The following is a 13,989-nucleotide window of genomic DNA, read 5'->3' as shown; positions in this document are numbered from 1 at the left end:
GGCAGGCCAACCACTGGTACTAAGCCGCCAGCGGACAGCAGACACACGCCACACGCAGACGCCCAGCCGGGACCCCGGCCGGGCGTCTTTCGCGTACGCAGCTGCTGGGTCACCACCGCGGCTGCCGCCCCGGGCGGCCGCCGTCCGATCGGCCGACGCCCGCGTCCGGATCAGGTCTGCCGCTCGCTGATGTTCACCATCCACGTGGTGCCGAACCTGTCGGTGCACATGCCGAACACGTCGCCCCACATCTGCTTCTCCAAGGGCACCGACACCGTGCCGCCGTCGGCCAGCTTGTCCCAGTAGCCGCGCAGCTCGCCCGCATCGTCGCCGCTCAGGCTGATCGCCATGGTGTTCCCGGGCGTGTGCTCCGCCCCGGGCGGATTGTCGGCGCCCATCAAGGTGAATCCGCCGGCCGTCTCCAGCGTGCCGTGCATGACCTTGTCGGCGTATCCGGGCGGCGCCTCGGAGCCGAAGTCGGCGTAGCGGTGGACGCTCAGGTCACCTCCGAACACCTCCTTGTAGAACTCCAGGGCCTGCTTCGCGTCACCGGAGAAGCTGATGTACGGGTTGAGGCGCGAGGGCACAATTCCTCCATTCGTGACGAACCGCCAATGCCGGCAGCTTACGTGCGCCCAGAGGGAAACCCGGCCATCCGCTGCGGCGTGGCCGACCCCGTTCGGCCGGCGGGCAGCCGGTGTCCTATTGGAAGATCGCCATCGCCTGGACCTCCAGCACCCCTTCGTCCGACTTCCACTCCTGGACCTTGCCGAGGCAGTGGGCCGAGAAGGTGCCTTGCGGGACCTGGATCCGCAGCCCCTCCGTGGCGCACGTGACGCGGACGCGAGGGTCCCGCGAGGGGTCGGCCGGGTCTCCGTAGGGGGCGAGGAAGACGGTGGAGCCGCCCCCCTCCGTGTCGCTGCCCGTCGTGCGGAACCGGCCCCGGATCAGGACGAAGCCCTCGATGTCATGCAGCCGGACGGCGCCCTGCGCGGCGGAGGCCGTGCGCAGCAGCGCGGTGCTGCGGGTGACGGACTGGCTCGGGAGGTCGACGTGGACGATGACGTGCTTGTCCTCCAGGACCTTCATGATCACACCGATCACCGAGATCGGTTCCGCGACCTCCATGTAGCGGCTGACGATCTCCTTGTTCTCCTTGTGGCCGCCGTCCGCGCCGACACCGAAGACCTTCGCGCGCACGGTGCCGTCCTTGCCCTCGCTGGTGCGCTGTTCGACCTCCTTGCGCAGGGCGGCCGTATAGCCGCTCATCTGGTAGTGGTCCATCACCGTCTTGTCGTGCAGGTAGAAGCAGATGCCGTCGGTGATGCCCCCGGCGGCAGCCCGCCGCGCGCGGACCAGCCGCAGCAGCGCCACCGTCAGGAGCGCCGCGAGGCCGGCAACGGTTGCCGCCCACAGCAGCATCCAGGGCCACCAGACGGCCCACCACGCTTCACTCGTGACACCCACGGATCTCCTTGAAGGCATTGAGAAGGGACTGCCCGGTGGCATCGGCCATGTGCCCGCCGGTGGCCCTGGCGGCCCGGTCGAGCTCCCGTGCGTCGGCCTCGCCGTACCGGACGGTGTACGTGCGGATCGCGCGGGCGGCCGGCGGCAGGGCGGCGTACCGGGCGAGGAAGGCGTCGAGGCTGATCCCGGCGTTGTTCTCCCCGTCCGTCATGAGCACGATCGAGACGCGCTGCCCGGGGTCCTTCGCCACGGCGTCGGCCGCCGTCCGGTAGGCGTGGTCGAGGGCCGACCACACGGCGGTGCCCGTGTCGAATCCGTCGTCGGCGACCATGCCGCGCAGCCGCTCCAGGTCGGCCGCTCCCGTGTACGTCACGCTGCGCTCGTCCAGTACGCGGCCGCCGAAGCGCATCACCGTGACGGTCTCACCGACGTGGAACCGGGTGAACTTGCCGGAACCGGAGTCGTCGGCGCCGCTGAGTCCGTTCATCGTGGCGCGGAGGTTCGCGCTCCGCTCGCCGCGCATGGACCCGGAGAAGTCGAGCAGGAAGATCACCCGGGTGGTCCCGCCCTTCTTCGCGCTGTCGTAGTCGGCCAGCAGGCGGTCGACGACCGCCTGGCTGTCGGGGAAGTAGAGCGCGTTGCCGAGCGGGGCGCGCAGGCCGGGGACGCGGGTGATGTCGGGGTCGACCGGTCGCCGCAGCGTACGATCCATGATCTTCTGCTGCACCGGTCCGCTCCGGAGCCAGGACGCCAGCCGGTCGTAGGCGCTCCGCTTCGCCGGGTCGAGCAGCATGAGCGGGTAGTCGGACAGCACGATGCCGTCCTTCGGGTAGACGATCTCCAGAGGAGTGTGCAGGGTGCCCGCCCTGTTGAGGGAGAGCAGCTCGGATTCGTACGTGATCAGCGCGTCGAGGCCGTCCTCGCCCCGCGCGTACGCCTCGGCGAGGCGGCCGGAGGAGTCCTCGGCCAGCGCGTGCCCGGCGAAGAAGCCGCGCAGCCGGTCGCAGGAGACGTCCTCGGGGCGCAGCGCCCCGCCCTTGCCCGCGGCGGCGGTCGCGACGCCCACCAGTGCGGCGAGCCCGCTGTTCGACCTGCGGGGGTCGGCCATGGCGTACTTCAGCGTGCCGGCCGCCGCGGCATCCGCGAGGTCCGCCCAGGACAGCTGCCCGTCGGGGGGCGACTGCCGCAGCCGCTGCGCCACATCGGGCTTCATGCCGACGACGACGGGGGAGCGCATGGTGCTCGTCGACAGCGGGCTGTCCGCCTGGCGTCCGCTCTCCTTCAGCAGGAGCTGGAAGGGGCGGGAGGAGGAGAGCCAGGCCACGTCGTGCCGGTAGCGGCCGGAGGCCAGGTTGGCGGCGGCCTCGACGGTGCCCTGGTACTCCATCGTCAGCGTGATGCCGGTGTCGCGGCGCAGGTCGTCGAACAGGGGCTGCATGTCGGCGAGTTCGGAGCTGGCGAGGACCCGCAGGGTCACCGGCTCGCCCCTGCCCGGGGAGCAGCCGGGGAGTGTGGCCAGTATCCACAGGCAGGCCAGTGTGAGCGCGGTCAGGGCCCTGCGGCGGTGTCGGCCCGGGGTGCCGCGCGCGGTCACTGCGCCGCGTCCGGGAGCTGGGCGGGAGGGCAGTCGCCGACGGCGGAGATCATCTGCTCCAAAAAGCGGATCCGGGGCATGGGGGAGCGGGTGTTGTTGCTCCGCAGGGCCGGCACCGGGACCCTCCGCTCGGTCAGGAAGGTCGACAGCTGGTCGCCGGCGACCTCGCCGGCCGGGTCCAGGATCCGGAAGCCCAGCTCCATCGCACGCCGACGCAACTCCCGGTCGCTGACCATGAGTTCACCGAGCCGGTCGCCCTCGCCGTTGAGAGCGATGAACTGCGGCTGGGTCACGAACTGGGTGGAGGGGTACAGCAGCACCCGCTCCGAGTCGAGCCGCTCGGACTCGGCCCGGTACCGGACCTGATAGGTCAGGTACTGGTGCTCGTACGCCACGACCACCGGCGCGATCCCCTTCCCCTCCGGCGAAATGTACGTCTTGAACACGTCGGCGGCCGGCAGGCCCTGCTCCATCAGGTGTTTGACGGACTGCGCGCGGCTGCTCGCCTCCTGCTCCGTCGAGGGCACGTCGGGACCGTTGCCGCGCCAGGTGTAGGAGACCAGCGCCAGGTAGGTCCCGGCCGAGTTGGAGCCGCACACGTCGGGGCTCTGCGCGAAGACCCGGTTGGTGTTGGAGATCCCGTGCCGGTCGATGCCGAGGTCGCTCCAGCGCCGGCCCCTGTCGATGCTTTCCAGGAACTTCTGCATGTCCAGGGAGTAGTAGAGCGGCTGGTCCGAGCCGGCGGCGGGAAGCGGGGTGGCGATGCCGGCGTCGTGCAGGGTCTCGGCGTACTGCCGGTAGGTCGCGAGCACGATGGGACTCACGAACGGACGCTGGACCTTGGCGTACTGCCCGGCCGCCGAGCGCACCCCGGTGATCAGGTCGCCGGCCGGCTGGCCGGAGGGGAACACGAAGTCGAAGGCCGCGAGGTCCCGCAGGGCGACCTCGCGCGAGCCCGTGCTGGTGATGTGGACCTTGATGCGGTGCTTCATCAGGATCCGCTGGACCTCCTCGTCCTCGAAGAAGTCCCGTTTGGAGGCCATCTTGCCTTCGAGGACGACGACCCGCTCGAAGGGCAGCAGCAGATTGCCCGACACGGCCAGCACGGTGAGCCCCGTCAGCACGGTGGCCAGCGCCGGCAGGAAGAACAACAACAGGCCGCGCCGCGACCACGCGCCGGACGCCCGGCCCCGGACCGCCAGGCGCGGCTCCTCGACGACAGGTCTCTCCCCGACAACCACGCAAGCCCCCCAGCCATTCGCGTGACCCACCCCGAGACGACACCATGCGCCGCCCGGCTGACCATTCACGCACACATCGGCGAATCCGGAGTGAACAACTGAGGTAAACCAGAAAGGAGTTGACTCCCGAGGACGCTTTCCGGCCACCCGAACCCGGTCCTCGGCGCGTCACAGCACGACGCCCGCCGCAGCCGTAGGCGGTGGCGCCAGGGGGGATCCCTGGTCTGGGCGCGGATCGCGGCGTGCGCGGTGGACTCGGCGGACGTCGTTCTGCTGTGCGACACGATCAGCCTGCACCAGAGTTCCATGACGCCCGTCGAGGACTCCGACGCCTGGATCGGCCCCGCGGGCACGGTGAACCTGTCGGGAACGGCCCGGGTGGTCTTCCTCCCCGACCAACTGCTCGGCGACGGCCGCGCGCACGACCCCGAGGATCGCGACGGGTACACCCCGCCCCGCCTTCCGGTGCCGGGCGACCGTCTGCGCACCACCGACGCCCCGTCGGCCGCCACCGCCGATTGAGGGGTGTCCCGTACGGCCGGATGCGCACCCTGGCCCTCGCCGGAGACCGGCCGCCGGGTTGCGCCGGCGGTGACGTGCCGCGCCGGGGCGCGGTCCCTGTCCGGCGTCCTCGCCGGCGGCGTGGTCAGTGCATGGCCGCTTTGCGGAGCACCAGGCCGGCCTGCACGGCGTCGGCGAGGCCGCCTCACTTCCCCGGCGGCCCCGGTCAATGCCGCCTCACGGCCCCCCGTCACAGGACCGCCGCTGACCAGCAGGCGGCGGTCCCAGCGAACGTGGCGCGGGGTGTCAGGGGCAGAGTGCGTTCGCCTTGGAGTGCGCACTCTGACCGAACTTCTTGGGGAAGCGGCCGATGACGCCGCAGGACAGGAAGTCGGACATGACGAGGATGTGGTCGTGCACCTCGTCGTAGGCCGCGATGTCGGCGGCGAAGTCGCCCTGCAAGCGGTTGCTCGCCTCCTTGAGCGTCGTGTCCAGGTGCTCGCGCATCAGAGCACGGATCTGGTCCTGCGGCCAGTGCTTCGGGTTCGCCGCGCTGAGGAAGTCCGCGATCTCCTGCCCGTTCGCGTACCAGGCGGCGACGGCCGCGGCCAGCCGCTCCTCGTCGCCGGCCTTGGCCGCCTCCAGCACGTCGACGGCGCCGAGAATGTGCTGCCGCAGGAGCGCGGTCAGCTGGTTCCCGACCGCGTCGCCGAAGTACGGCTTGAACGCGTTGCCCAGGTCGACCTGGTTGCGCAGCAGGCGCTGCTCCGTGAGCTCCAGGTCCGGCAGATCCGCGGCGAAGCTCACGATCGTCAGCCGCGTCCAGGTGATGTGGTCCTCCCAGAGCCTGCGCATCTGATCATGGAAGACCACGGCCTCACGGCTCACGGTCGCCTTGCCCTTGTCCCCGCCGGCAGCCGCGCTCGCACGCATGCCGACGGTCCCGCCGACCGTCAAGGACAGCGCGACTGCGGCCACCAATCCACTCCTGGCGAGTGTCCTCGCCTTGGGCATGCTCCTCCACGAGCGACGGCGGGTCGCGCCGGACGGCTGGTTCATCCTGTTCTCCCTTTTTGACGGGTTGTCGGAGTCAGCCTCGGCGCCGTCCGCCGCGGCCGCCTGCCGGGAAGGCCGCACGGGGGACCAGACGTATGCCAATCGGGAACGCGAACAGACGGGCAGATGCTCACCTGCACCCGTCGCTCCGCGAACGCACGCATGGAGCCACAACGACCCCTCGACAACCCGGGCGCGATCGAGCCCACCGGCCGCGATCAGGGCGAGGGGCTGTGGGGCCGTACCGATCCCTTGCAGGGGTGGGGGCTGGGTGGCATTCACCACCGAGCCGAAGAACCGCGCGTATGCGTGGGCCGTCTGGACACCTCCATGGGAGTGCCGGGGACGCCGTTGGCGGCAGCGGGTTGCCTACCTCCAGGCTCGCCACTGCGCCCTCGCATCCGGCCGGCCCGCGCCCGGGTCGTGATCGTCCCGGGGAGTCCAGTTGTGATCTCCCTGCAAGGGGCAGGCGTGATTTCCGGCGTGGGTACTGCTCGTGAACGTCTGCGCGTCCTGGCAAAAATGATCAAGCCTGGTGGCCAGACCGGACCAGACCAGACGCGACATCGCTTGCGGGGGAAGTGCATGCGCAAGGAGTACTCGGTTTTCGCGGGGACCATGGCCGACCTCACATACCCGCAGGTGGCGGCTGCGGCGGCCGGCGCATGCGTCCTGCTGCCTACGGGCGTCATCGAGCAGCACGGCCCGCACCTGCCGTTGGGCACCGACGCGTACGGCGCCTACCAGCTGTGCCGGATGGTGGAGGACGAGCTCGACCGGCACCGTGTACCGGCGCTGATCGCCCCACCTGTGTTCTGGGGGATCAACCAGGTGTCCGGTGCCTTCGCCGGGACGTTCCGAGGAGATCGAGAGCGCGCTGATGATGTGCTGGTTCCCCGAGCTCGTCGACTACGACGCCATGGCCCGCCTTCAGCCGACGGGCCTCGGGCCGGCGGACCTGGCTGAATGGCGCAAGGGCGGCGAACACGCCCGCAATGTGACGCCGCAGGGCTACTTCGTCGACCAGGCCGACCGGCAGATGCCCGGCCGTGTCAGGTCGCGTACCGCGGCCAGGGCACCGTTTTCGGCTCAGTGTGCCGAGATGCGAGCGGTTGGTGTGTGCCCTGACATCACCGACCGGATGCGCTGCTCCAACACTCGTGCCCAGGCCTCCGCAGTCGGGCCCGCCCCGTCAAGCGGTGTGTGGATGAGCACTTCCACAGGACCGACGCGCATGACGACGTTCGCGAACCGCTTGTTGGCGAAGCTCAGGCTCCCGTCGCCGATGCCGGACTTCGCCGGGCCGAAGCAGTCCCACAGCTCCAGGCCGGCAGTCATGTTCCGCTCGACAAGCTCGACACGTTCCTGCGCGGTGCGGTTCGCAGACGGCCTGGTCGAGTCCATCAGCACCTGCAGCGTGAAATCCGCGCCATCCTGCGCGCCGTTTCCGGGGCTGTTGGCCACCATGTACACGGAGCCGTACCGCTTGGCTGCTTCCTGTTGGGTGGCGCCGCATGCCATCGGTCCGGCGGCTTCGATGGCGGCTGCGGCGTCCTTCCAGCCCACGAAGTCCTCGCCCGACTTTCGCCAGCCGTCGGGCAGATCCTCGGCTTTGGGCAAGGCCGCGGCCAGCCCCTCCGCCGTCGGGATGCCGGCCTCGACCAGGATCGGCCCGCCGGTCCGCGACGGGCCTGGCGTACCCGGTGCCGACGAGGTGGAGTGACCTCCACCCTGCCGACCCGGAGGCGTCTCGCCCCCCTCACCACCCGAGCAGGCGGACACGCCCGCCGCGGCGCACAGTACTGCCGCTGCCCCGACCATTCGCCGAACCACTGCTTGGTACACGGTCCGTTTCGGCATTCCCCACCCCAACATCCACTGGCATCGACGTTTCGCCACCACACCTACCCAGCAACCTGCGTGTGAATGAGCGTGCTGGTGGCACGGGACGGGCATCGGCCGGGTCGACGCGGTTGTGCTGTTCGCATCTCGCAGCGGTTCTGATCAAGGCTGTCAAGGAGTGGGTGACCAGGCTGCTGTCGGAGCGCGTGTCCGGCCCGCCCGTCCGGCTCACGTACTCCAATCGGCGGGTGCACGGCCGGTAGGACACGGGCGCGTGCGGCCACCGGTCGGTGCGGGCTCACCGGAGCATGACGGCAGGTCACCGGCCCCTTGTCGGAGCCGCGTTGTCAGTGGCGGGAGATACGTTCGAGGTCTTGGAACGGCTGTTGCACGACAGGAGCGGATGATGACCGAGAGCAGTGTGCTGCCCACGCTCAGGGTGGTGCTGACCGATGTCAACGAGCGTGTGGTGGAGGCGTGGCGCGCCGCGTTCGCCGACACCCCCGGCATCGAGATCCGCAAGGGCTCGATCCTCGACGAGGACGTCGACGCCTGGGTCACCCCCACGAACTCCCGGGGCCGGATGGACGGAGGGGTCGACGCCGTCATCCAGCGGTACCTGGGGTCCGGCATCCAGGTGCGCGTCCAGCGGGCGATCCGCGACCGGTTCGCCGGACCCATGCCGGTGGGCAGCGCGGTCTGCGTCCCGTCCGGCGCGGCCGTCCCCCGATACCTGATATCGACGCCGACGATGGTGCGGTCCTCGCAGAACGTCAGCGCCACGCTGAACGTGGCGCTGGCGTGCGCGGCCGCTTTCCAGGCCGTCCACCGGCAGAACCGGAAGAAGCCGGGCAGCATCCGGTCCGTGGCGCTGGTCGGGTTGGGGGCGCAGACAGGCCAGGTGCCGGCCCGGGTGTGCGCCAATCTGATGTGGACCGGCTACACGCTCTTCCACGACCACTGGTTCGAGGACGACGACGAGCTGCGCTCCACGATCATCTCCCAGCTCCACGGGATCGAGAAGGCGCCCGTCGACCAGCGGGTGCGCATCGTGCCGCCGGCAGCCGTCACGCCCGTCGCCCCCGCCCCCGCGCCGGCGCCGGCGCCCGAAAGTGCCGCTCCCGCTCCGGCTCCCTCCACCGCCCCCTCCTCTCCTTCTGCCACGACGAGCGAAAGCGCCTCCGCCATGACCGGATCGACGACCGGCGTCCCGGCTCCGGGCCAGCCGCCGCAGCCCCAGCCCGATGCGAACGACCCCCTCGCTCTGACCGAGCTCTTCGACGGCGGCGGGGAGGCCTGGCTCCCGCTGCTGAAGCCGGTCATCGAGGCGCAGCCGGACGCCGCGCGGTTCATCGGGAAGGGCCGCAGCCACGAGGTGGTCCCGGTCCGCGAGCTGACGTTCCAGGCGCTCAAGCCGAACCCGCCGCACAGGTGGAAGGTCGTGGTCTTCGGCCAGAACCCTTACCCGCGGCCGGAGAGCGCCACCGGCATCGCCATGTTCGACAACACCTTCAGCGACTGGAAGGACAGCCAGTTCGGCCGGGTGGTCAGCATCCGTTGCCTCATCAAGGCGGCGGCGATGTGGAAGTACGGCATCGCCAAGAAGACCCCGATCGCCGACGTGCGGGCGCTGCTGAAGGAGCGGGACACGGTCCAGCCGCCGGAGTGGTTCCAGGCGATGCTGACGCAGGGCGTGCTCCTGCTGAACGCGTCGCTGACCGCGAGCGGCGACGGGGCGATGGGTGCCGACCAGCACACGGCGTTCTGGCGGCCGGTCGCCGAGCGGATCGTCGAGGAGATCCTCAAGGCCAAGCAGGAAGCGCCCGAGGAGGACCGCGGGGTCGTGTTCGCGTGGTGGGGGGCGCACGCCCGCAGCCTGAAGCGGGTCGTCCTGCGGCTCCAGCAGAAGTACCCGGACGTCGAGGTCCGGCACCTCGACCACGCGAACCCGGCGGCACAGGGCGACATCTTCTGCGAAGGCGACCACTTCGCCCAGGTCAACGATGCCCTGACCTCGCTGGGCGCCGACCGCATCGACTGGCTGCCGAGCAAGGGGTGGAACGAGACGGCGGCCGGCGCGGGCGGTGCAGACGGCGGTGTCGCGGCGCGCATGGGCGCCTTCATCGAGTCGACCATGAACCTGCACCAGCTGTACCTGGAGCGCCTCACCAGCGTCAAGGACGAGGGCCTCGTCCTGCCCGCGATCACCGGTGTCTTCGACACCCCGCTGATGGACTTCCAGGACGCCGCCGCCCCGGTCTCCGCGGCGCTGTCCGGGCTCGCCGGGCACATCCGGCGCTCCCACGACTTCGGCAAGCACCGTGCCGACCAGGCGGCCGGTGGCGGCCTGTCCGCCGACGCGATCGCCGCGCTCCACCTGTACACCTGTGAGTCGGCCTTCTACCGCGAGATCAACAGCGTTCTGCGCTCCCCCGACCGCACCAAGGTCACGCCCTACCTGCCGTACCTGCGGCTGCTGTTCTCGGCGGTCTCGGAGCTGCCGGCCTACACGCAGCCGCTGTGGCGCGGGGTGTCGCTGGACCTTCGGGCGCAGTACCCGGTGGGCCGGACGGTGACCTGGTGGGGCGTCTCCTCGTGTACCTCCGAGCTGAAGGTGGCCAAGGGGTTCCTGGGCAGTCGCGGCAAGCGGACCCTCTTCGAGGTGACGCCGGCCCGGGCGGTCGGGATCAAGAGCTTCTCCGCCTTCACCGGCGAGGAGGAATACATCCTTACGCCGGGCACCCAGCTCAAGGTGACGGAGGTGAAGAGCGAGCCCCGCGGGCTGTGCACGGTCCGGCTGAGCGAGGTCACGGACGCCGCTCCCGTGGTGTCCTGAACCGCCCCCTTGTTCCACGGTGGCCAACTGTCACGGTCAGAGCCGCCCGGCAGAGGGCGGGGTGCCGCTTCCGGGTCCTGCGCCGGGCGGGCGGCTGACGTGGGGCCGGCCGGTGGATCAGGGGGTGTGGGGCGGTGTGTCCGGCGAGCCGTGCCGGCGGGGTGTGGCTTGATCGGCGGGCGCTCCCGGCCGTGTGCCGGGTGGAACAGCCGGTGTCCGTGGCGCACTCCGGGTGGGTGGCGCGGGCCGTTCGACGCGGAGTGGTGATGGTGGGACTGGACCCGCAGCATTCGGTGAACGAACGACGAGGTCCCCGGTCGCGGAGTCTGGCGCGGCGTGCCGGCCTGCTGCTGGCCTCGGCGGTACTGCCGGCAGCGGCGCTGGTGCTGCCCACCGCCGGCCCCGCCGCGGCGGCACCCGTGACCGTGACGTTCGGCGCGGGCGCCGATCAGCTGTTCACGGTCCCGTCCGGCATCACCCAGCTGTCCGTCACCGCCACCGGCGCCACAGGCCAGAACGGAACCAACGGCGGCACGGGCGGTGCCGGCGCCACCGTCACCGTCACCCCGGGCGCCACCCTGTACGTGAACGTCGACACCGGCGGTGGCGGCAGCAGCCCCCTCGTCGGAGGAAGCGGCGGCGGGGCCAGCGACGTCCGCACCTGCAGCTCGGTCGCTCCCGGCTGCACCCTGACCGGCAGCCCCGCCACCGACCCCCGTCTCATCGTCGCAGGCGGCGGCGGGGGCGCCGGACGGGGCGGGACCAGCTTCACCACTCCGGAGGCCACCGGCGGAGCCGCGGGCGATACCGGCGGTACGGGGGGCTCGCGCCCGCAGAGCGGCGGTGGCGATGGCGGTGGCGGCGGCACCCAGACCGCGGGCGGCCTCGGCGGGGCCACCTGCTCGCTGGTGCCCACGACGCCGGGCACCGACGGCCAGGCCGGAGTCGCCGGCACCGGCGGGGGCGGCTGGAGCGGCGGCGGGGGAGGCGGCGGCTGGTTCGGCGGCGGCGGAGGCGGAGGCTGCGCCGGGATCAGCGGTATCGGCACGGGAGGCCCCGGCGGTGGTGGCGGCGGGTCGAACTTCGTTCCTGCCGGCGGCGCGTCCGGCGCCGCCATCGGACCGGCGCAGGTGACGATCACCTACGTGGTGCCCGACACCTGCGCGAACGCGACGGCCACGATCACGGGAACCAACGGCCCCGACGTCCTGACCGGCACGCCCGGCAACGACGTCGTCTTCGGCCTCGGCGGCAGCGACGTCATCGACGGCCGCGGCGGCAACGACATCCTGTGCGGCGGCACCGGGAACGACACCATCACCGGCGGCGCGGGCAACGACCGCATCGAGGGCCAGGACGGCTTCGACTTCCTCACCGGCAGCGACGGCGACGACGCCCTCTTCGGCGGCAACGCCAACGACTCCCTCGACGGCGGCGCGGGCACGAACACCAACGACGGCGGCGCCGGCCTCAACTTCTGCATCCGCCCCCGCATCGGACCCGGTTGCAGCTAGGAACCGTCGGCCGACCAGCGCGCGGCCGGTGACGCCGTAGACGGTCCTCCGGCCGCCGCATCGCTCGGGAGGATCGCGCCGTGGGATCCCGGTCCGTGCCCGGAACGGGATCCCCTTCACCACCGGACGGTGGTCGGTCCGGCAGGCGCCAAGCAGCCCTGACGGCCGGCAGGTGCGGTTCCAGCCGTACGCACTCCGCTGCGCGCGACAGGCGGCCGCGCAGTGAGAGTGCGCGGCAGGCCGGGGTGCGGATGTTTCAGCGGCGCCGACGCCGGCGCCGGCGCGGATTCGGACGGGGATGCGGAGTCGGACGCGGGAGTCCACAGGATGCCGGGGACTCCGTCGATACTGCGTTCACCGGTACCATCTCCTCGTTCTCTCGCACGGCCTCAGGAAACGCAGCAGTGGTCCGTGGTGGTCCGTGGTGGTCCGCCGAACAGGTTCCTGCGCGGGGTCCGTTGCCGAAGGCCAAGGAATCGGAACACCACGCGGAACTCGTTCGATTGCCTCGCGGAGGCCTTCCACCCCGGCTGCCCCGGCTGCCCCGCGGTCGCCGAGAGCCTCCGCGTGCGGCCGCCCGCTCGTCAGCGCCGGCGAGGCAGTCGCCACGCCGCCATCGGTGTCGAGGCGACCGCACCGAGACTGACGTCGGGGCCACCACGGCCGATGGCAGGTCCGGCCACAGGCGGCTTCAGGAGAGGGCCGTCGGTTTGCGAGGTGGCGGGACTGCGCGGAGCAGCTCCCATAGGGGCTGTGAGCCGGACGCCCACACGCCAAGGGCGTGGCGGTCGACCACATGGAGGCGCTGTTGCTCGGCGAAGGCCACGGCTGGTGCGGTCACCCGGCCGTTCGTCACGATGACCGCGACATCGGCACCGTGGACCTGGCGGGCCGTACCGTTGAGGACCTGGAGGTCCGGCGTACCCACGGCTGAGCCGGCCAGGCCGTTTCGGCGGTGCTTGCACTGGATCACCCAGCGACGCCCGTAGGGGTCGGTGGCCTTCACGTCCGCGCCCAGGTCCCCGCCGCCGCCGACTCGGACCGCGTCCTTGCAGCCGTCGCGGCGCATGAGATCCCGCACCGCGTCCTCGAACCGGGAGTGGTGCAGGGCGTCCAGCTGGGACAGCGCGTAGCGCAGGCTCTGCGCGCGGACTGCTTCCCACTGCGCCCGCTGATGCTTTCGACGGAGCCACGCCCCGCCGGTCAGCACGGCGAGCGCGCCGATGACCAACAGAACCCACCAGTGGGCCAGCAACCAGGTGACGGCGGCCCCGATCAAGGCAACGGCCAAGGCCGCGACCACGAGGAGACCGACGACCCGGTCCTCCGCCCGCTGCCGCCTGCCGGGCCTGCGGGTGCGCCGCCGCGCCGCCGGGCGCCGCGTCGTGGACGCTCGCCTCTTGCGCCCGCTGGGGCTCATCGGCTGGCCTGCGTGACGCCGCTCGCGAGCTGCCCCAGGACGTCCACGATTCCCTGGCCGACCGGCGTGGGTGCGAGCAGGACACCCAGCGCGAGAACGATGACGACGGTCGTCCTCTCCTCGAAGCGGCTGCGGGCCTGCGTACGCCGCCGGAGCCGGAAGAAGATGATGACTGCGAGCAGCACGGCTACGTTGATGGTGAGCAACCGTCCAGACCTCCCCCAAGACCGCCCATTACAGGTGGGTGGCAGTACGCCACCGAGCCTTCTTGTGTAGCCGGGCTTCAGTGATGTCGGTGGCGAGTTGCGGACGAATGGCACGAAGCCATCAGACCTGGCCGAATACCGCCCGGCGCATCAGTCGGCGACGTGCGCGGGCACATACATACGGACTCCCAGGGGCGACACCGTGCTTGCCGAGGGCGGGCCTTCCCCCGTGAAGGTGGGCACGCGGGGATTGATCACGCGGCGAGCGTGAGTTTAACGCTGTGGTGTCGGCGTTCGTATTCGTCGGGGCTG

Annotated in this window: 12 protein-coding genes; 4 read left to right on the top strand and 8 right to left on the bottom strand. The window is 71.2% G+C overall.

All coding sequences use genetic code 11. The features are described from left to right. Positions 1–170: 170 nt before the first annotated feature. The 4 genes from ACIQUT_RS39945 to ACIQUT_RS39930 form a co-directional block, all read right to left on the bottom strand. Positions 171–587, bottom strand: a complete 417-nt coding sequence (locus ACIQUT_RS39945; RefSeq protein ID WP_403570607.1) for a VOC family protein — start codon at positions 585–587, stop codon at positions 171–173. Positions 588–702: 115 nt separating this feature from the next. Next, a complete protein-coding gene (locus tag ACIQUT_RS39940; protein WP_403570605.1) occupies positions 703–1,467 on the bottom strand; it encodes a hypothetical protein in 765 nt (254 codons plus the stop codon). Further along, complete coding sequence (locus tag ACIQUT_RS39935; RefSeq protein ID WP_403570603.1) at positions 1,451–3,061, bottom strand: substrate-binding domain-containing protein; 1,611 nt, start codon at positions 3,059–3,061, stop codon at positions 1,451–1,453. Before ACIQUT_RS39935 ends, ACIQUT_RS39940 begins: the two co-directional genes overlap by 17 nt. Beyond that, positions 3,058–4,302, bottom strand: a complete 1,245-nt coding sequence (locus ACIQUT_RS39930; protein WP_403570602.1) for a hypothetical protein — start codon at positions 4,300–4,302, stop codon at positions 3,058–3,060. Before ACIQUT_RS39930 ends, ACIQUT_RS39935 begins: the two co-directional genes overlap by 4 nt. A gap of 249 nt (positions 4,303–4,551) precedes the next feature. On the opposite strand from ACIQUT_RS39930, the gene ACIQUT_RS39925 reads away from it, so the two are divergent. Continuing rightward, positions 4,552–4,824: a hypothetical protein gene (locus tag ACIQUT_RS39925; protein WP_403570600.1), complete on the top strand. Its 273-nt coding sequence runs from the start codon at positions 4,552–4,554 to the stop codon at positions 4,822–4,824. Between the two features lie 285 nt (positions 4,825–5,109). Here the strand turns inward: ACIQUT_RS39925 and ACIQUT_RS39920 are convergent, their stop codons facing one another. Then, complete coding sequence (locus tag ACIQUT_RS39920) at positions 5,110–5,781, bottom strand: hypothetical protein (protein WP_403570599.1); 672 nt, start codon at positions 5,779–5,781, stop codon at positions 5,110–5,112. Positions 5,782–6,306: 525 nt separating this feature from the next. Between ACIQUT_RS39920 and ACIQUT_RS39915 the strand changes: the two genes are divergently transcribed. Then, positions 6,307–6,825 (top strand): creatininase family protein, encoded by a 519-nt coding sequence (locus ACIQUT_RS39915; RefSeq protein ID WP_403570598.1) that lies wholly within the window; start codon positions 6,307–6,309, stop codon positions 6,823–6,825. A gap of 123 nt (positions 6,826–6,948) precedes the next feature. On the opposite strand, the gene ACIQUT_RS39910 is transcribed toward ACIQUT_RS39915, so the two are convergent. Next, the gene (locus tag ACIQUT_RS39910; protein WP_403570596.1) at positions 6,949–7,479 is read right to left on the bottom strand and encodes a hypothetical protein; all 531 of its coding nucleotides are present in this window, start codon (positions 7,477–7,479) and stop codon (positions 6,949–6,951) included. Between the two features lie 628 nt (positions 7,480–8,107). Here ACIQUT_RS39910 and ACIQUT_RS39905 point away from each other — a divergent pair. Further along, complete coding sequence (locus ACIQUT_RS39905; protein WP_403570595.1) at positions 8,108–10,537, top strand: ADP-ribosyltransferase domain-containing protein; 2,430 nt, start codon at positions 8,108–8,110, stop codon at positions 10,535–10,537. A 293-nt stretch (positions 10,538–10,830) separates the two neighbouring features. Continuing rightward, positions 10,831–12,051 (top strand): calcium-binding protein, encoded by a 1,221-nt coding sequence (locus ACIQUT_RS39900; protein WP_403570594.1) that lies wholly within the window; start codon positions 10,831–10,833, stop codon positions 12,049–12,051. 691 nt (positions 12,052–12,742) lie between these two features. Here the strand turns inward: ACIQUT_RS39900 and ACIQUT_RS39895 are convergent. Both ACIQUT_RS39895 and ACIQUT_RS39890 read right to left on the bottom strand, forming a co-directional pair. Continuing rightward, positions 12,743–13,471 (bottom strand): restriction endonuclease, encoded by a 729-nt coding sequence (locus ACIQUT_RS39895; RefSeq protein ID WP_403570593.1) that lies wholly within the window; start codon positions 13,469–13,471, stop codon positions 12,743–12,745. Beyond that, on the bottom strand, positions 13,468–13,677 hold the full coding sequence (locus ACIQUT_RS39890; RefSeq protein WP_403570592.1) for a hypothetical protein: 210 nt from the start codon (positions 13,675–13,677) through the stop codon (positions 13,468–13,470). The genes ACIQUT_RS39895 and ACIQUT_RS39890 overlap by 4 nt, the downstream gene beginning before the upstream one ends. Between the last annotated feature and the right edge of the window lie 312 nt (positions 13,678–13,989).

The sequence above is a fragment of the Streptomyces sp. NPDC090445 genome, from assembly GCF_044769385.1.
GTDB lineage: Bacteria > Actinomycetota > Actinomycetes > Streptomycetales > Streptomycetaceae > Streptomyces.
This window is presented reverse-complemented; position numbering and strand designations above follow the sequence as displayed.

Coding starts and splice junctions, on each gene's coding strand:
- ACIQUT_RS39905 (WP_403570595.1), top strand. CDS start 8,108: ATGACCGAGAGCAGTGTGCTGCCCACGCTCAGGGTGGTGCTGACCGAT.
- ACIQUT_RS39895 (WP_403570593.1), bottom strand. CDS start 13,471: ATGAGCCCCAGCGGGCGCAAGAGGCGAGCGTCCACGACGCGGCGCCCG.